This window comes from Halorhabdus sp. BNX81, assembly GCF_029229925.1.
In the GTDB taxonomy this organism is placed as follows: Archaea; Halobacteriota; Halobacteria; order Halobacteriales; family Haloarculaceae; genus Halorhabdus.
The window spans coordinates 304568-322405 of the sequence record NZ_CP107254.1; the positions used below are offsets into that span (position 1 = coordinate 304568).

A 17838-nucleotide genomic window follows, 5' to 3' on the forward strand; every position below is an offset into this window, starting at 1 on the left:
ACTCGGGTGGACGCCCTTTCGAGACACTGACACTACCCCGATCCTGACTCGTCGGGTCCGAGATCGCCGCTCTGGGACTGCAGTTCCTCGGCGATCTCTTCGATCTCTTTCTCCGTGATGTCCGTTTCGGATGCCTCACTCTCGTCGTCGTTCGTCTCGGATTCCTCGGTCTCTTCACCGTCTGGCTCGGCGACACCCGTGTTCTCGGCTGGGCTGTCGGTGGTATCCGTTGGGGGGTACCGTGTTGGTGAGTCCTCTCGTGGCGCTTCGTGAGCTTCGTCGTCCAGGTGTCCTTCCGCGTCCGAGTCTTCGGTCGCGTCATCCGCGCCAGCGTTCTCATCAGCCTCGGCCAGGGCATCAGCGATCTGGTCGTCCTCGGCGCCGTCGGGGTCGTCGATCTCCATTCCGGCCCCGGCGTATTCGCGCATCCGCCTTGCGGTCTCGGTATTCGGGCCGTCCTGGTCCGGCAGGTCGTCGTTATCCCCGGTCTCGATCGTCACTTCGTCGAGTTCAAGCTCGACACCGCCGGCTGCCGTCCCCTCGTCCATCCCCGACCGAATCGCCTCCATCGCGGAGACCGTGTCGTCATCCTCGAGTGCATCGGGATCGATGGTCACCACGTCATCCTCGACGGTGATGTCGTCCGGATCGAGCGGTTCCGCCAGGTTTCGGGCTGTCTCTAAGGGTGATTCGGCGTCCTCGCGGTAGGCGTTGCCCTCCTCGCCGTCCCCACTGGAGAAGGCGTCGGCCGCTTCGGCGAGCCAGTCGGCGGCCTGCCAGAGCGCGTTTGCTTTCCGCCGGGCACGTTCGAAGTGATCGGAGAGATCGCCGTCGTCGACGAACCGGCCGGCCGAGGCGAACTGGTCCGTGGCGGTCGTGAACTCCTCGCGGGCGCGATCGAAGTCCCCCCGTGAGACCATCCAGTCGTGGGCCTCGAACTCACCCATCGCACTCGTAAACGCCCGCCGGCCTTCGATGTAGTGGGCGTGGGCGACACGATACCGCGAGACAGCCGCCGCGTCACCGCCGATGTCGCCGACCGCTCGCTGGATCGGTTCGGTCGGCGGGACTTCCCGGAGCTCGCGGGTCGACCAGGTATACTGAACGACGCCGTCCAGATCGATGACGAACACCGCCCGCTCGGTCAGGTGCTGACCGTGGTCGTCCTCGAAGCTGACGCCGTAGGCGTCCGCTACCTCGCCGCGGGTATCCGCAGCCAGCGGGATCGCGAGATCGTACTCCTCGGCGAACGCCCGGTGGCTGAACACCGTGTCCGGCGCGATCCCGATCACGGCGACATCCGGTTGCATCGTGAACAGATCGAGTTCGTCGAGGTCGCTCTCCTCGCCACAGGCCGGATTGAAGTCGCCTGGATAGAACGCCAGAATGACGATCCGATCGCCGAGGTACTCGTCCAGCGACACCGACTCGATGTCGCCCTCCACAGCGGCAGGGAGCGTAAACGCAGGCGGCTTTTCCCCGGACGACAGCATGACCAAACGTTGTAAAGCCGGCGGCATAAGGGTACCCCGTGCTTTCGTCGCCTGAAGACGCCCCGATCAGGCGATCTTTCGTCGCCGTCTTCGAGGTGCTTTTGGGTTGGTGGCCGCTACGTCGTCCGTGGAGCTACACGTCCGCTACGAGGGCGACGACGACCCCGAGAAGTGCACGGCCCGGAAACTCGACCGGATGGACATGGTCACCCTCCATCGGTCAGCCCGGGCGACCCCGGCGGGAGTGGTTCTCAACCCCTTCGCCGACCGTGCACTCTCGCCGGCCGACGCCGACCACGACCGGTTGATCGCCCTCGATTGCTCGTGGGAGACCGCCGAGCGCGAGGCTTTCGACTTCGCGGGCGTCCAGCGGTCCTTACCCTTCCTGGTCGCTGCCAATCCCGTCAACTACGGGACGCCCTTCCAGTTGAACACCGTCGAGGCGCTGGCCGGCGGGCTGGTCATCCTCGGCGAGCGCGACCACGCCGAACGCATCCTCTCGAAGTTCCGGTGGGGCCACACGTTTCTGGAACTCAACGCCGAGCCGCTCGAACGGTACGCAGCTTGCGAGGACTCAAGCGAGGTTGTCGCGGTCCAGGAGGAGTATCTCGTCGAGGCGTCGGACTAGATCGCGGCATGTCGCTCAATGTGTGCCAAAGCCGGGCGTTGACGCCGGCGGATCGAGCGGGCTTTCGGGGAGACCGCCTTCGACATCGGGGTCGTTGAACGCGCTCGGCGCGACGTCGTTCGGGCCGTCAGGGTAGAACAGCGACGCCAGCGCCTGGATCTGTGTCCGGCCGACGCCGAGTTCGAACTGCCCGCCACCGTACATCGTGATATCGTTGTCCAGACAGTACGAAACGACGTCACAGAGGCCTTCGACGCTGCCGATCCGGGAGGGTTTGATGTTGACCCACCGCGGCTCGAAGGAGACTGATTTGAGGGATTCGACGCTCGTGACTGGGACGTCCCACGAGAGGCGGTTGGCATGTTCGGCAAGCAACGGCTGTGTCTCTTCGCTCGCGGCCGGATCTTCGACGACTGCCGTCGGGAAGGCACCGAAGACCCGCTCGTAGAGCGATACGTTCGGCGGCTGATGGACATCGGCGTGGGCATATTGCCCCTTCAGATCCAGAATCCGGACGGCGTCGGTCGCGGCGAGCCGATCGATCAACTCGGCGGTCCACTCCGGTGTCGGGTCGAGCTTGAGTTCGACGTCCGGATACGCGTCACGCAACCGGGCGATCCGGTCGAAGGAGGGGGATTCGCCGAGCGTCGTGCTGACGACGAACCGGACCGGGTCGTACGACCGCTCGAACACGTCACCGAGATCGAGCCCCGCTTGGGCGAGCCCAAGATCGAGTGCCGCACTCTCGAGGGCCCACCGCCGGTAGCGCCGGGATGGCGGTCGTTGCGGGCCGCTCGGAAAGAGATCCATCGACGCGACGGTGTCGGCAAAGGAACCGAACGTGTATGCGCCTTCGAGGGGAAACGGCCCGGACTCGGCGAGTGCGTGGTGGTCCTCGCCGTCGTAGGTCACGTCTTCGCCGCGGCCGACGTGGCCGTCTCCCCGGAGCAGTACCGTCGTCGTCGTTCGCGTAAATCCGCTCGACGTGTCCTGTTCGCGCTGTTGTAATTCGACGTCGTCGATCGTCACCGAGAGGTCGGCAACCCGCCCGTAGTCCATACCGCTTTCTGTGAGCGAAGCGGTATAAGCGATGGGTCGCGAGTCGGGACCGCATCTCGCAAACGTTAAACGCCCACACCGGCAAGCCAGCCCATATGGCTCAATTCGACAAAGCGGAGGGGCGAACCCTCGACAAGCAGATCTGCATGCGCTGTAACGCCCGCAACCCCGAGCGCGCCGACCAATGCCGGAAGTGTGGCTACGGCAACCTTCGCCCGAAAGCCAAGGAACCCCGCAACGCCTAACGGTCGCTACTCCTGGGCCGGGGAGAGTCAGGCCACGCACTCCGAGACCGGAGTCGGCTGTCGACCGAGCGCTCCCGAGTCAGAAGTGCTTTCTCTTTTGACGACTCACGATTCTGTATGGGAATCGGCGATGTCAGGCAGGTAGCGACCGGTTCGTGTACCGATCTGTGGGTCGTCGACACTGGCATGTACGAAGTGAGTCAGTACGGATCGGTGTATATCCTCGACGCCGCGCGACCGGCGATCGTCGAAACCGGTATCGGAACCCACGCCGATCGTATCCTCGATGCACTGACGGAAGTGGGACTGGCTCCCGAGGAGATCGAAGTGATCGCGGTGACGCACGTCCATCTCGATCACGCCGGCGGGGCTGGCTTTTTGGCCGAGGCGTGTCCGAACGCGACGTTCGTGGTCCACGAGATCGGTGCGCCGCATCTGGCCGACCCCGGGCGGCTCTGGGCGGGGACCAAGCAAGCCGTCGGCGACCAGATCACCCACTACGTCGAACCGGAACCCGTGCCCGAAGATCGCATCCAGCCGATCGCGGACGGCGACCGGATCGGCCTCGGCGAGCACGCTCTGATCGCCCATCACGCACCGGGACACGCCCCTCACCAGGTCGTCTATGAAGATCCCGAAAACGACGCCGTCTTCACGGGTGACGCCGCCGGGTTGTACGCCCCCGAGCGCGATCAGGTCGAACCGTCTTCGCCGCCGCCGGACTTCGACCTGGAGCAGGCGTTGCGGGATGTCGAGACGATCCAGGACGTGAACCCGGAAACCCTACTGTACTCGCATTTCGGGCCGGCACTGCTGACCGATCAGCTGGACGCCTATGCCCGAACGTTGAGTGATTGGGTCCAGGCCGTGGCAGCGACTCGAGACGAACTTGGTGCGGATGCAGCCGTCGTCGAGCACTTCGCCGGCGAGACGGCCGCGAGCGACATCTGGGGGCCGGAGAAAGGGCGAGGCGAAACGGCGATGAACGTTCGTGGTGTGTTAACGTACCTGGATAGCACGGCGTGATACCGCCGGAATCGCCCGTTTTATTGCGATCGGGCGTGTGCTGGCTGGTATGGAGGTATCTCTGTGAGCGCGGGCGGAGCGGATCTGATCGTCGTGCTGGTAGCGATGATCTTCGCGCTTGGCGTCGGTGCGCAGCTGTTGGCCGCGCGCTTGCGCCTTCCGAGTATCATTTTCTACATCGCGGCCGGGCTGGCGATCGGGCCGCTGTCCGGGCTGGTCCTTCCGTCGCGGCTGTTCTCGCTCGAAACCTTCGGTGCGGCACCGCTCTCGGCGATCGTCGGGCTTTCGGTGGCGATCATCGTCTTCGAGGGGGCCTTTCATCTCCATCTCGACCGGTTACGCGAAGCGCCGGCGGCAACCTTCCGGCTGGTGACCCTGGGTGCAGCGATCGCCCTGGTCGGGACAGCTGTCGCTGTCAAACTGGCGTTTGCGACCACCACCTGGGGGCTGTCGTTTCTGATCGGTGCGCTGCTGGTCGCGACGGGGCCGACCGTCATCGCTCCGATCCTGCAGGTGGTTCCCGTTCGAGATCGCGTCGCCGCTGCCCTAGAAACCGAGGGGATCGTCAACGACGTGACGGCGGCGATCACCGCCGTCGTCGTCTTCGAGGTGGTCGTCCTCAGTGGCAACCCGCCGGTCGAGTTGCTCAGCGCGTTCGCCGAACGTCTCGGGCAGGGCCTCCTGGTTGGGGCGATCGTCGCCGCCGTCGTCTACTATCTGTTGCGGTACGTCGACCTCTCGCCGGGGGACGCCCCCCGGAACGCCCGGCTCCTGGTGCTCGCCGGCGCGATCGTCGCCTACGCCGGCGCGAACTACCTCTCGGGCGAAGCCGGGGTCGCCGCGGCCGCGACGGCGGGGATCATTCTGGGGAACATGGACATCCCCTACGAGGAGGAGATCACTGCATTCAAGGGCGACGTAACGCTGCTGGTGCTCTCGTTCGTGTTCATCACCCTGGCGGCGATCCTCGAACTAGATGTCCTCATCGAGGTCGGTGTGCCCGGCCTCCTGGTCGCGGTGGCGGTTGCAGCGGTCATCCGGCCGATCCTGATCTTCGTCTCGACGGTTGGCGGCCGGTTCACGTTTGGCGAGCGGGCGTTCATGAGTTTCGTCGGCCCACGGGGGATCATTCCGGCCTCCGTCGCGACGCTGTTCGCCATCGAACTGCAGGCACAGGGCATGGCTGCGGAGGCCAACGTCCTCATCGGGACCGTCTTTCTGGTCATCCTCACCACGGCAGTCGTCGAGGGCGGCCTGGCGCGCTACGTTGCACAATACTTGGACGTGATACCAATGCGAGTCATCATCGTGGGCGGCGGCCGAGTCGGCCGCGCGCTCGCCGACCGATTAGAAGCCCGTGGAGAGAACGTCGTCATCATCGAAGACGACGAAACACAGGTCGAAGAAATCCGTAATGACGGCTTCACCGCGATCATCGGCGACGGAACGGATACCGACGTCTTACGGGAGTCCGGGGCGAACAACGCCAAGACAGTCGTCGCCGCGACTGGCGATGACGACACCAACCTGCTGGTCGCCCAGCTTGCAAGCACCAACTTCGAAATCGAAGACGTCATCGCCCGGGCGAACAACCCCGACAACGTCGAGGCCTTCAAGGACCTGGGCGTCCGGACGATCTCCTCGTCGCTGGCGATCGCATGGGCGATCGACAACCAGATCGAGCGCCCGGCGATCGCCCACTGGATGACGGACGTCGACCGCGTCGGCGACGTCCAGGAAGTCGAGGTGACCAGCGAGGATCTGATCGGCCGGACGCTCCGTGAGGTCGGGCCGGAACTTCCAGACTCGTGTCTGATCGCGCTCGTCAACCGTGACGGCGAGACGATCGTACCGAACGCGGAGTTTACGATCCAGGCCGGCGACAAGGTGACGCTGCTGGGCGAGAGCGACGCGGTCCGGGAAGGCATGGCGTTCTGTCATCCGGAATGAGGAAGGTACCGCTCCGAACCCGGCGACTGCCGTGACCAACCACAATGGCTTCCGGTGTCCTCATCGACGTGGCGGTTATTCTCCTGACGTCGAGTGCGATCTGGCTCGGGAGCGGCTGGCTCGAAGGGGCCAGCGAACGACTGGCGACGCATTACGGACTCCCGCAGGTGGTCCAGGGGGCCGTGATCGCCGCCGTCGGATCGAGTATGCCCGAACTCGCGACCGTCGTGGTCGCCGGACTGGCTGGCTCGCTCGCACTCGGTGTCGGCGGGATCGTCGGGTCGGCGATCTTCAACGTCCTCGTCATCCCCGCGCTCGCCGGGCTCTTGACCGACGAGCCGATCGAGTCCAACCGGACGCTCGTCTACAAGGAGGCCCAGTTTTACATGCTCGCCGTCTCGGTCCTGCTGATCACGTTCGCGCTGGGGGTCATCTACTATCCCGTCGACGGTGTCGCGCTGTCGGGGACGATCATCCGGCCGCTTGCACTCCTTCCACTCGGACTGTATGGGCTGTACGTCTTCATCCAGTACCAGGACACCGCCGATCACCGGGCAAGCACGGTCCCGCCAGCGGATGGCGATGCTATCGAACCGGGTCGACAGTGGGGCTTGCTTGCAGCCGGGCTGGTCGTGATCGTCGTTGCCGTCCACTTCCTCGTGGAGTCGGTGTCCGCCCTCGGCGAAACCTTCGGCGTTCCCGCGTTTATGTTGGGTGTGACGATCATCGCCGCCGCGACCAGTTTGCCGGATGCGCTGGTGAGTGTCCGCGCCGCTCGGGAGGACCGTGGGGTGACGTCGCTGGCGAACGTCCTCGGCTCGAACACGTTCGATCTGCTGGTGGCGATTCCAGTCGGTGTTCTCATCGTCGGTGACGCGGCGATCGACTTCGCGATGGCCGTCCCGATGTTCGGCGTGCTCACGGCAGCGACGATCGCGCTCTTCACTGCGCTTCGGACGGACCTTTGGCTGTCCGATCAGGAGGCGTTTGGCCTCCTTGTTCTCTATGGAGTGTTCGTCGGCTGGGTCGTGCTCGAAACCGTCGGCGTCGCGGTCGATCTGCTGCCGAACGCGTAGCTCTCAGCAGCATTGCCATCCCAGTGCTTGCCCTTGGGACCAACGCTGTAACGTGCCCAGCCTCGACCGCGCTGTGGGCAAGCCATTGTGTCTCTGGACGTCCGTGATGGACGTGATATATGAAATAGGAATGATATACACGTGGTAGCTGTTGGCGTCTTGAATTCGCGAACTGCCTCGACGACCGCTGAAACGGCTGTTATCACGTCCGATACCGTTCATCTGCTAATCACGATGCCGGACAGCGCCGAAATCCGCCAGTAGCAACCTTCTGATATATAACTGTCAGAATCGCTAGTGTGGGTGTTCACGTGCCTTCCCATATTATGTCCGATCTTCAATTTATATCTGGTGTATCTCTATCTTCAACTGGGTTCTACTCTAATTATCATTTGTTTATTTGTTTTTTCCTCTGTTGAATATACGTATGGGAATTTAAGTGTGCGTAGCGTTTGTAAGTATCCGAGAAGCGGTTGCCGGACACAACATAGAAACGAACCATGATGGATTTCGATATCACACTCACGAGACGGCGCGTACTGGCAAGCATACTCGTCATCGGACTCGCTGCGGCGGCGGCCGGTGTCGGGACGTTTGCGTTGTTCAACGATGAAGCGGCTTCGAACAATAACATCGCTGCCGGAAACCTGGAACTTGACTCAGTTAGCGGGAGTTTCAATGTTAGTGGTCTCTACCCCACACAAAGTACGGATCAATCGATTACGACGACGTATACGGCCGGGGTCCCGGCCGACTTGAGTCTCGAAGTGGATGTCACTGATGACTCCTCCTTCTCGGACCAACTCGACGTCGAATCGGCGGACTTGCTCGTCAATGGCACGTCAGTCGGGAGTTTCAGCGGGGGATCCACCCTGTCGCAATTGGCGGGAAGCTACGATGACGTCGCGACCCTGTCAAGCGGCGAGGACGTTCCTGTCACTTTGAATGCAAACCTGACACTCGGTCGGGATACTGACAACAGCTTTCAGGGTGACGACGTCGACATCACAGTGACGTTCAACGCCACCCAACAGACGTAACGTCCCCACATTCGCCCCGCTGGCGGCTGAGTGGTACGTGATTCAGCAAAGACGCATTGATGCATCCAGCAGACATCGACCGCCGACAACTCGGGACCATCGCGGTAGTCGTTGCTTTCCTGCTCGTCTTCGGCGCCGTTTTCGTGACGACGGTCCCACAGCTTGCGGGCGCGGATCACAGCTACGTCGTCCTCTCCGACAGCATGTCGCCGAGTATCGACGCCGGATCGGTCGTTTTTGTCAGTGAAGTTCCCACGGATTCCATTGAGGAAGGGAACGTCATAACCTACGTCGCCTCGGAGAACGCCGATGGGACGACGCGGATCACCCATCGGGTCGTCGATGTCGAAACAGCGGACGGGAACCGACAGTTCCGCACGAAGGGCGACGCCAACGACGAACCAGATGGGCAACTCGTCGCCGCCTCGGCTGTCATCGGGACCGTCCAGTTTCACATCCCCTTGCTCGGGTATGTACTCAACTTCGCCAGTTCGACCACGGGAGTGATCGCACTCGTCATCGTCCCGGCGGTTCTGCTGGGAGTCTCGGAAGCGTGGTCGCTGTACGTAGACGCCAGCAACGGGGGGGACGAGCGGTCGTGAATCCACGAAAAGCTCTCGTCGTCGCGGTGATCGTCGGTCTGTTCGTCGCCGGCAGCGGATTCACTGCCGGCGCGACGACCTATGGGGTATTTTCCGACGCAGACACGGGCACTGGATCGATACAGGCGGCCGCATCCTTCGACGTGCCGGGTGATGGTCCCTGTGTGGACACGAACGGAAACGGTGAGTGTAACCCGGGAGACGCTCCGGTCGACCCGGATGAGCTGAGGACCTTCGACAACGCAAGTGCCGACCTGGTGATTCCGGCGAGCGTCGGAGATATCTCCACGAAGAAAGCCGACATATCGATCACGGCGAATACTATCACTTCCGAGGTAGATCTGACGACGAAAAACGCCAGGATCGACTTGCACGCTGGTGGTGGTGGCATCGATCTGGCCGGCACGAACCTGACACGGAACGGTGGCAACGGTGCCATCACTCTTCACTCGGCGGGCCCAGTGACGCTGTCGAATGCCGGGGTCAGCACGAAGGGGACTGTGGCTGTCTCGGCGGATGCCGGACTCGACCTCGACGGGATCAATATTGACACGAACAAGGAAATCACGCTCCGTGCGAGGACGATCTCGGCACACAATGCGGTATTGACCAGTAAAACTCGAGATATCGTCCTGGGAGCGACGAGGATGGGTGGTGGTGCGTTGACTGCGTCCGGGGCGGCCATCACTGTCGAAGGTGGGAACGGACAGGTCACACTCGAATCTGTCGGGAATATGTCCCTCGACGAGGCGACGATCACAACAGCGAACCGCCAGCCGACGGCCAACTTGACCAGCAGCGAGGCGATACTCGACGTAACAGCGACAGAGATTCTTGGGAAATACACCACCATCGCGTACACGCCCGCGAACGTCACTATCGAGCCACCGGACAGCGAATCTGTGGTCGGGTAGTGACTCCCGACGGGATCTAGGTCTCGCTATTGATATTTGAGCCGCCACCGATTAGTGACTGCCGTCCGATCGAACTGGTATGGCAACGGCCCGCCCGGAGTGGCTCCACCTCGAGGGCTCGCCCTTCGACGAGGAGCGCTTCCGGAACGTGTGGTTGCTCGCGCTTGGGACCTACGGCGTCGGCGATATCGTCACGACAATCACGATTGCCTACTTCAGCCGAGTTCACGTCGAGTCGAACCCGCTCGTCAACCTCGCGATCGATCTCTTTGGCGGCGGTGGGTTTCTCGCGCTGAAGTTGCTCGTCCTGTATGCCTGTCTCGGCATCAGCATCTGGGCCGGTCGCCTCGAAGACGATTATCTTCTGTTTTACGGCCCGCCGATTTTCCTGGCGATCGTCGGTACCGTAATCACCGGCATCAACCTCGGGTTGCTGTTTTCCTGAAGGCGGACGTATCGAGTCAGTAACTCACGAGATCGTCTTGTCGGCGTCAATAGCGGGGTCTTCGATGTAGCGATCCTTCCAGGTCCCCCGGAGGAACCAGGCGACGCCGACGACTGCGCCGACGATGTTACCAAGCGCCATGCCGACCCAGACGCCGGTTGCGCCCCACTCGAAGAGAAACACCAGAATGTAAACGCTCCCGACGCGGCCGAACCAAAGCGTCAGGATCGAGATGACCATCGCCGTCCGGGTGTTTCCGGCTCCCCGGAACGCCCCGAGAATCACCTGCGTGACGCCGATGAACGCGAACTCCACCGAGCGAATCCGGACGTACTCGACGCCGTTTGCGATCGTCGCGGGCGCGTCAGGCACGTCACCCATGAACGCGGCCACGATGGGTTCGGTGAAGGCGACGGCGACGATGGCGACGACCGCCATCACGCCCGCGCCGGTCCCGGCAGCCAGCCAGGTCGCCCGCGAGGCACGGTCGGCCCGACCGGCGCCGAGATTCTGGCCGACCATCGTGTCGATCGCCCGGCCCAACCCCATCGCCGGCAGGAAGACCAGCGAGATGAGCCGGTTGCCCAGGCCGTAGGCGGCCACGACCGGCGGCGTGAACGTGACGATCATCGCCGTCAGGGTAATCATCGCCAGCGCGCTGGTCGACTGCTCGACCATGCTTGGCGTCCCAAGCCGAATGATGTCCTCGATGACCTCGAAGTCAGGACGCAAGTGCTCGAACGTGACGGCGGGGCCGATTCCCGTGCCGAACAACAGCCAGAGGCCGATTCCCGTGCCGACGCCACGCGAGAGGATGGTCGCCAGTGCTGCCCCCTCGATGCCGAGGCCGGTGAAGCCGGTCGCGGCGTGTAACGACGTTTCCAGTCCGCCGAGGCTGAGCCATTCGAACAGGGGGTTGCCGGCGAACCCGAAGATGAAGAAGGGATCGAGGAAGACGTTCAGCCCGACGGAGACGACCATCACGAACATCGGCGTTCGCGTGTCGCCGTAGCCCCGCATCAGCGCCGAGAAGATGAAAAACCCGAACATCAGCGGAATCCCCATGAAGATGACTTCCATGTAATCGGCTGCCAACGGGATGATAGACGCCGAAGTCTCGGGATCGCTCGGGAGGAGTTCGAGCGCAGGCCGGGTGTAGAAGTACCCGACGATGCCGATCACGACCGACAACAATCCGACGAACGAGACGGTCTGGCCCGTTACCAGGCCGGCCGAGCGATCGCCTTTCGCGCCGGTGTACTGGGCGACCAGAATCGCTCCTGCGGTGGTAAAGCCACCGGCGACGGCGATCAGCAGGAAGATCAACGGGAACGCGAGGCTGATCGCGCCGACGGCATCCGTCGAGAGCCGGCCGAGCCACAGTGTGTCGGCGATGTTGTAGGTGACCTGCAACAGCTGGATGACGACGATCGGCCAGGCCAGCCCGATCAGCGGCCGGATCAGATCCCCTTCAGTGATGGAGTCGGCCACCTCGTCCCCGTCGCCCGAGTTTGCGTCCGGTTCGGTGCCGTCTGATTCTGTCCTCTCTGTGGCCGAGGGCGGCGGGCCAGTCCCATCGTCGTTCGACGGACCCGACTCGTCGCTGGGCGGGCGATCGTTCACTGCCATTTCAGAGGCTCGTGCGGTCAATCAACGTTGTGATCCCGGGGCAATACAGAGGAAAGAGCGTCTTCGACGCCGGCCACGTTCGACGCGAACAGTGCCATTATGTCACTTGACGCCCGGTGTGGTAACGATGGCCGCTTTCGAACCGGGGACGAACGTCCCCCGGGACGAGTTCGAGTTCGCGAACCAGCCGACCAGCGTGCAGTCTTTCGAGAATGCCCTGGCGAAGGCCCGTGACGGGTCGCGACTGCGCGTTGCGGACGCAATCGAGTTACTGACGACCGGCAGCGAGTCGCCGGGGATCGACCGCGAGCGCAAGGAGGCCGTGCTCGAAGCCGCCGATCGCCGCCGGGCCGCGGTCGTCGGCGAGGAGGTCACTGTCGTCGCCAACCTCAACAACAACGTCACGACCGCCTGCGATACGGGGTGTCTGTTCTGTAACTTCAAGGACAGTGCCGAGCAGTTCCGGGCCGACCGCCCCGACGATCATCCCGGATTTACCAAGACGCCCGCCGAGTCCCGCGAGATCGTCGCCGAGGCCGTCGAGCGCGGGATTTACGAGGTAACCTCCGTCTCGGGGTTGCACCCCGCCTTCGCCTTGGACGAGGAGCACCGCGAGCTGCTGGAGGCCGTCGATCCCGCGGACCGGGGGACGGTGAACTACCGCCCGCCAGACGCCTACACAACCGACCCCGGCACGTACGTCGAGCAGATCGAGGCGATGTCCGTCGGCGGCGTTCACGTCCACTCGATGACGCCCGAGGAGGCCGCCCACGCCCGTCGGGGCACCGACTGGGACTACCATGAGGTCTATCGTCGTCTCCAGAACGCCGGGCTCGACAGCGTCCCGGGTACCGCCGCGGAGATTCTCGTCGACGAAGTCCGGGACGTGATCTGTCCGGCGAAGATCGATACCGGCGAGTGGCTCGCGGCGATGGAGGCCGCAGCCGACGTGGGCCTGGATATCACCTCAACGATCATGTACGGCCACGTCGAGAACGAGGCCCATCGGGCGCTGCACCTGAAACGGGTCCGTGATCTTCAGGATCGGACTGGCGCGATCACCGAGTTCGTTCCGCTGTCCTTTGTCCACCCGAACACGCCGCTGGCGGAGAACGGGATGGTCGACAGCGGGGCCACCCGAGCGGAGGACGAACTCATGATTGCCGTTTCGCGACTCTTTCTCGACAACGTCGAGCACATCCAGTCGTCGTGGGTCAAGTACGGCGACGAGTTCGGGCTGAAACTGCTGTCCTGTGGCGCGGACGACTTCATGGGGACGATCCTCTCCGAGGAGATCACCGCCCGCGCTGGCGGGGACTTCGGCCAGTATCGCTCGTTCGCGGATTACGACGAACTCATCCGGTCGGTCGGTCGCCGGCCCGTCGAACGCTCGACTGACTATCGCCAGCGCGAACCGATACGTGGCGAGCCGCCCGGCCCGCGACTCGGGCCTAAAGCTGACGGGACGCCGCTGATCGAGTGATCCCCGTCGTGGCCGCACTCGGCAAGCGGTGTGGGTACCCCTCAGAGCTGTGGCAATTCACTCGAACACTCCCCACAATACGCATAGGACGTGTCGTTTTTCGCCCCACACTCCGGGCAGCGGGCGTACAATTCGCCGTCTTCGTAGACCGTGGGCGGTTCGCGGTCGGCTTCGCGGTCGCCTCCGGGGAAGCCCCCACGGGATCGATCTGGCTGTGTCCCCCACGGCGAGGCGGCGGGCAACGTGTTTCGCCAGCCGCTCTGCCAACTGGCCGCGCCGCCGGCAGCGAACAGCACGACGCTGCCGGCGACGAGCGCGATGTCCCCGGTCGTGAGGTTCGCAAGCGACCCCTCCGGCGGGGCGAGAAACGGCCCGACGCCCCCGAGGACGAAGAGGGTGATACCCGCCATGTAACAGCCGAGGGCGAGCGCCTGCCAGGCCAGTGCCGATCGGAGTGACTCGCGCATGGTCGTCCTACGGGCTGAGCCAGTATCAAAGTGGCCGTCAGACCGCTCCTCGCGAGGCGAGCACCGCACGATACGGCTCGCCGGCCACCTCCTCGGCGCGGATGGCATCCGGATCAGTCACTCTCGCCACTCTGTATCCACGTAACCCTGTCCAATCTCGGAACTCGACCAAGCCCAACGGAGCCGTGTTTGTTCGTGACGGATCGTTTGCTCGCTTTGCCTTCCGTTTCACTCCTCGCCGCCCTGCCACTGCATCTCGCCAGTTCGGGGAGCGTGAAAGCACGGCCACTTGACGTTCCCGGCCCGAGAGTCCGGGTCCGGCGCGGAGAGGTTTTTCGTGTTGATGAACGATTGCTCCCGCCTGTCCGTTATCGGGATCATCGGCAGATCCTGATGGGAGACCCACGCGAGCTCCTCGACAATCGGGGGCACATCATCGCCACGAGCTGTCGAGAGATCTTCGAGTCGCTGCTGGATGTCGACTGACATGGTGCCGTTGCCGTCCATGGCCAGCACCTCGATTTCCATGCCCTCCGCTGCACCGGGGTAGTCGTGGGCGTTCCCATTCACGCGCCCGAACACCCAGTTCAGCGGGAAGTACGGGAACGACGACCGCGCGCCACCCGGCGACCACGGCCTTGCAGCCATCTTGAACTCGCCGCTTCCGACAACGTTGTTGATGTTGTTGACGCGGTTCAGTCGTGCGTCGAATCCTGCCTGGGTTAGCTGGGAAACCACTGCCTGAATCACTTTTATCCAGTCGCTCCAGCCGCTCGGTACCGAAATGTCGAAGGAAACGGTGTCGCCGTCCATGGTCCAGCTACCATCGTCGTTTTTCTCGTAACCGGCGTTTTGCATGATTTCGGCGGCTCTCTCCGGGCCACCTTGCATCGCACCGAACGCCTCGGTGTCGATCCATTCGTCCTGGACTTCCGGGGATATCGCGGCCGGAGTCGGGAACGCGGTCTTGACCCGCGGTGCGACGGCATTCACTATCGCCTCACGATCGATGGCATGTGTGATGGCTTGTCGGACCGGCCGCTTTGAGATATGTGGCGCAATCTCCGGATTATGTTGCGGCAACAGGCCCACGCCCCAGTTGCCGGGGAAGGTGTACTCCTGCCAGTGGTCCGAGAGCGCCGTTTTGATATTCGCCGGCGTAAACACACTCATCACTGTGTCCACCCTATCGGACTGCATCACGTCCCACTTGGCCTGGTTCCCCGGGTAGGTCAGGAACCGGTACCGCTCGAAGTTGACGTTGCCGGCGTCGGGGTGCTCGGGATTGCGCTCCATGATGTACTGTTCTGCGTCCATCTCCTGGAGGCCGAAGATACCTGAGACGTAGTGGGGCTCGTTCGGAGCCATCGCTTGGATGTCCTCCCCGACGCCCGCTTCGCCGTCTTCCCAGAACCGCTGGTACAGTTCGTCGTACGGAGGGGCCATTTTGGCCTGCTGCAGATTCGAGAAGATCGCGAACTCGAAGATTGTCTTGTTGACCCGCTTGTTTGTCTCGATCACGAGCGTCTTCTCGTCAGGTTCGTCGAAGGAATCAAAGACATACGCGAACGGTGCCCCGGTCGCGAGGTTCATCACGATGTTTGCCTTGACGTCCTCGGCTGTGACCTCGTCACCGTCGGCGTATTTGTGCGGGTCTCGGATGTCCAGGGTGATCGTCGTGCCGTCGATCGACCAGTTTTCGATGAGTTGTGGGATCCAGACGTTGTTCTCCAGATCGTACTGGACGTAGCGCTCGTAGGCGAGCCACCGTCCCCAGATGTTCGGCCAACCGGCGTACTGGGTGTTCCAGTCCAGGATGTCCATCGAACGGGCGGCGACAGATTTAACCGTGACGTCGTATATCGTCTCTTTCTCGGTTGGTTCTTCTTCCTCGGTCGTCTCCGCTTCTGTTTCAGTCGGCGTGTCGGACTCGGTTTCAGTTGGTGTGTCCGTTTCAGTCTCCGTCGGTGTGTCGGTCTCTGTAGGTGTGTCCGTGTCGGTCTCTGTAGGTGTGTCCGTGTCTGTTGACGTCGGTGTGTCCGTTTCAGTTCCTGTCGGGGTACTCGTTGGTGTCCCCGTGTTCTCTTCGTTATCCGGGCCCAGCGTGGTGCACCCTGCCCCGGCACTCACTCCGACCCCCGCGAGACTGAGGAACAATCGTCGCGTCGTCTGCATATCCGCCGCTAGGTCTCCGTCCCGTGATGAGTCGGTCTCCCGTTGGTTTGCCGGGTCGGGTTGGTCCACATTGGATGCCTTTTCCTCTTCCCGTGACAATTCCGGGTGGACGTCGCCATCTGTCACCATGATGGGTCATCCTCTCACAACATTGGCTTGAAACTATCGGTAATCAGCTTCTCCCCGCTCGCCGAGTACGCCTGCTTCAGGGCCTTCCTTCGCCGAAGTCACTGTCGAAACAGTTTCCAGCACCTGCTCGCTTAGCCAATGTTCGTCCACGTAGCGCTCGTAGACCGGCAAGCGCTCGCGAAGCGGGACGCCCGCATCGTCGGCGATCGCCCGAAGTTCGTCCAGTGCCGGCCAGGCGTAGTCGGGATTGACGTGGTCGTCGGTGACCGGCGAGACACCGCCAAGGTCGTCGACGCCACAATCGAGCAATTCGCGCGTCCGGGCCAGATTCGGCGGGACCTGGACGCTGATCGCCTCGGGCAATCCCGCCCGTGCCATCGCGACCGTCCGGCGCATCGTCTCCAGACTCGGCGGGTCGCGATCCCAGCGTTCGTTCGGCGAAACGGGCTGGACGATCACCTCCTGGATGTGGCCGTACCGTTCATGGAGCTCACGGATCGCCAGAATGCTCTCGGCGCGATCGCTCCAGTCCTCGCCGATGCCGACTAGAATGCCGGTCGTGAAGGGGACCCCGAGTTCGCCCGCGGTCCGGATCGTCGCGAGTCGTTGGCCGGGCTCTTTCCGGCGCGAACCCGAGTGCGCGTCGATGTCGGCGGTCGTCTCCAGCATCACGCCCATGCTCGCGTTCAGATCGGCGACTTCGGCCATCTGCTCGCGGGTCTGATCGCCCGGATTGGCGTGGGGCAGCAGCCCCTCCTCAAGCGCGATCTCGCAGGCCTCCCGGAGATAGGTGTGGATCGAGTCGTGGCCCCACTCGGCGAGTTGGTCGTGGATTGCGTCGTAGCGGTCGTCGGGATCGTCGCCGAAGGTAAAGAGGGCTTCCGTACAGCCGGCGTCGGCCCCCTCCCGGCAGATCTCGCGGACTTCTTCGGGCGAAAGCAGCGAGGCCTGGCCCGGCGGATCGTAGTACGTACAGTAGGTGCAGGTGTACCGGCAGGCAGTCGTCAGCGGGACGAAGACGTTTCTGGCGAAGGAGAGGTGGTCGGGGCCGCCGTCCTCGCCGGGTTCGGCGACGTCCTCGGGGCCGACCGACAGCAGTCGCTCGCGCTCGGCCGGATCGATCGTGACGTCGACGTCGTATTCGTCGGCCCCGGGGATCACGTCCGGCTATCGGATCACGTCGGTCAAAAACGTTCTGTCGACGGCAGTCACAACGTCGAACTGCAACCTTGAATTGCGCCGACATAGCCATATTTATACTCGAACCAGCCAGGACATTACACTGCGATGGAACGAAACGCAACGATCCTCTTTGTCGTCAGCATCTATCTGGTGTTAGTGTCGATATTGTTCAAAATCCCGAACGAAAACCTGGGGCTGTCAGTGCTTTTTCTGACGATGAGTGCAGCCACACTGCTTGCGGGGATAAACGTCGAGAAGGGGTTCGTTGAGATCAACTGACGAGCTCGTTGCCGGG

17 protein-coding genes are annotated in these 17838 nt (G+C 63.0%); 11 read left to right on the forward strand and 6 right to left on the reverse strand.

Features of this window, described 5'->3' with window-relative positions; translation table 11 throughout:
• Nucleotides 1-32: 32 nt before the first annotated feature.
• On the reverse strand, nucleotides 33-1493 hold the full coding sequence (locus HBNXHr_RS01480) for a redoxin domain-containing protein (protein ID WP_275882880.1): 1461 nt from the start codon (nucleotides 1491-1493) through the stop codon (nucleotides 33-35).
• A 127-nt stretch (nucleotides 1494-1620) separates the two neighbouring features.
• Here HBNXHr_RS01480 and HBNXHr_RS01485 point away from each other — a divergent pair, with 127 nt between their 5' ends.
• Nucleotides 1621-2121, forward strand: coding sequence for a DUF367 family protein (locus tag HBNXHr_RS01485; protein ID WP_275882881.1), 501 nt, complete (start codon nucleotides 1621-1623; stop codon nucleotides 2119-2121).
• 15 nt (nucleotides 2122-2136) lie between these two features.
• Here HBNXHr_RS01485 and HBNXHr_RS01490 read toward each other — a convergent pair whose 3' ends face one another.
• Nucleotides 2137-3180: a hypothetical protein gene (locus HBNXHr_RS01490; protein WP_275882882.1), complete on the reverse strand. Its 1044-nt coding sequence runs from the start codon at nucleotides 3178-3180 to the stop codon at nucleotides 2137-2139.
• A gap of 95 nt (nucleotides 3181-3275) precedes the next feature.
• Between HBNXHr_RS01490 and HBNXHr_RS01495 the strand changes: the two genes are divergently transcribed.
• The 8 genes from HBNXHr_RS01495 to HBNXHr_RS01530 all read left to right on the forward strand — a co-directional run bounded on the left by HBNXHr_RS01495 (nucleotide 3276) and on the right by HBNXHr_RS01530 (nucleotide 10478).
• Complete coding sequence (locus tag HBNXHr_RS01495; RefSeq protein WP_275738883.1) at nucleotides 3276-3425, forward strand: 50S ribosomal protein L40e; 150 nt, start codon at nucleotides 3276-3278, stop codon at nucleotides 3423-3425.
• Between the two features lie 117 nt (nucleotides 3426-3542).
• On the forward strand, nucleotides 3543-4451 hold the full coding sequence (locus tag HBNXHr_RS01500) for an MBL fold metallo-hydrolase (RefSeq protein ID WP_275882883.1): 909 nt from the start codon (nucleotides 3543-3545) through the stop codon (nucleotides 4449-4451).
• 105 nt (nucleotides 4452-4556) lie between these two features.
• A complete protein-coding gene (locus HBNXHr_RS01505; RefSeq protein WP_275883690.1) occupies nucleotides 4557-6401 on the forward strand; it encodes an NAD-binding protein in 1845 nt (614 codons plus the stop codon).
• Nucleotides 6402-6445: 44 nt separating this feature from the next.
• Entirely contained in the window at nucleotides 6446-7477 is a 1032-nt protein-coding gene (locus HBNXHr_RS01510; protein ID WP_275882884.1) for a sodium:calcium antiporter, read from the forward strand.
• A 500-nt stretch (nucleotides 7478-7977) separates the two neighbouring features.
• A complete protein-coding gene (locus tag HBNXHr_RS01515) occupies nucleotides 7978-8517 on the forward strand; it encodes a TasA family protein (protein ID WP_275738889.1) in 540 nt (179 codons plus the stop codon).
• A 59-nt stretch (nucleotides 8518-8576) separates the two neighbouring features.
• A complete protein-coding gene (locus HBNXHr_RS01520) occupies nucleotides 8577-9119 on the forward strand; it encodes a signal peptidase I (protein WP_275882885.1) in 543 nt (180 codons plus the stop codon).
• On the forward strand, nucleotides 9116-10033 hold the full coding sequence (locus tag HBNXHr_RS01525; RefSeq protein ID WP_275882886.1) for a hypothetical protein: 918 nt from the start codon (nucleotides 9116-9118) through the stop codon (nucleotides 10031-10033). The genes HBNXHr_RS01520 and HBNXHr_RS01525 overlap by 4 nt, the downstream gene beginning before the upstream one ends.
• Nucleotides 10034-10112: 79 nt before the next feature.
• A complete protein-coding gene (locus tag HBNXHr_RS01530) occupies nucleotides 10113-10478 on the forward strand; it encodes a hypothetical protein (protein ID WP_275738895.1) in 366 nt (121 codons plus the stop codon).
• A gap of 24 nt (nucleotides 10479-10502) precedes the next feature.
• Here HBNXHr_RS01530 and HBNXHr_RS01535 read toward each other — a convergent pair whose 3' ends face one another.
• Entirely contained in the window at nucleotides 10503-12101 is a 1599-nt protein-coding gene (locus tag HBNXHr_RS01535; protein WP_275882887.1) for an MATE family efflux transporter, read from the reverse strand.
• Nucleotides 12102-12234: 133 nt separating this feature from the next.
• Between HBNXHr_RS01535 and cofH the strand changes: the two genes are divergently transcribed.
• Nucleotides 12235-13590, forward strand: a complete 1356-nt coding sequence (gene cofH / locus HBNXHr_RS01540; RefSeq protein WP_275882888.1) for a 7,8-didemethyl-8-hydroxy-5-deazariboflavin synthase subunit CofH — start codon at nucleotides 12235-12237, stop codon at nucleotides 13588-13590.
• Nucleotides 13591-13631: 41 nt separating this feature from the next.
• Here cofH and HBNXHr_RS01545 read toward each other — a convergent pair whose 3' ends face one another.
• The 3 genes from HBNXHr_RS01545 to cofG all read right to left on the reverse strand — a co-directional run bounded on the left by HBNXHr_RS01545 (nucleotide 13632) and on the right by cofG (nucleotide 17522).
• A complete protein-coding gene (locus tag HBNXHr_RS01545; protein WP_275882889.1) occupies nucleotides 13632-14057 on the reverse strand; it encodes a hypothetical protein in 426 nt (141 codons plus the stop codon).
• 228 nt (nucleotides 14058-14285) lie between these two features.
• Nucleotides 14286-16232 (reverse strand): ABC transporter substrate-binding protein, encoded by a 1947-nt coding sequence (locus HBNXHr_RS01550; protein ID WP_275882890.1) that lies wholly within the window; start codon nucleotides 16230-16232, stop codon nucleotides 14286-14288.
• 162 nt (nucleotides 16233-16394) lie between these two features.
• Nucleotides 16395-17522, reverse strand: coding sequence for a 7,8-didemethyl-8-hydroxy-5-deazariboflavin synthase subunit CofG (cofG, locus tag HBNXHr_RS01555; RefSeq protein WP_275882891.1), 1128 nt, complete (start codon nucleotides 17520-17522; stop codon nucleotides 16395-16397).
• Between the two features lie 126 nt (nucleotides 17523-17648).
• Here cofG and HBNXHr_RS01560 point away from each other — a divergent pair, with 126 nt between their 5' ends.
• On the forward strand, nucleotides 17649-17822 hold the full coding sequence (locus HBNXHr_RS01560) for a hypothetical protein (protein WP_275882892.1): 174 nt from the start codon (nucleotides 17649-17651) through the stop codon (nucleotides 17820-17822).
• Nucleotides 17823-17838: the final 16 nt, after the last annotated feature.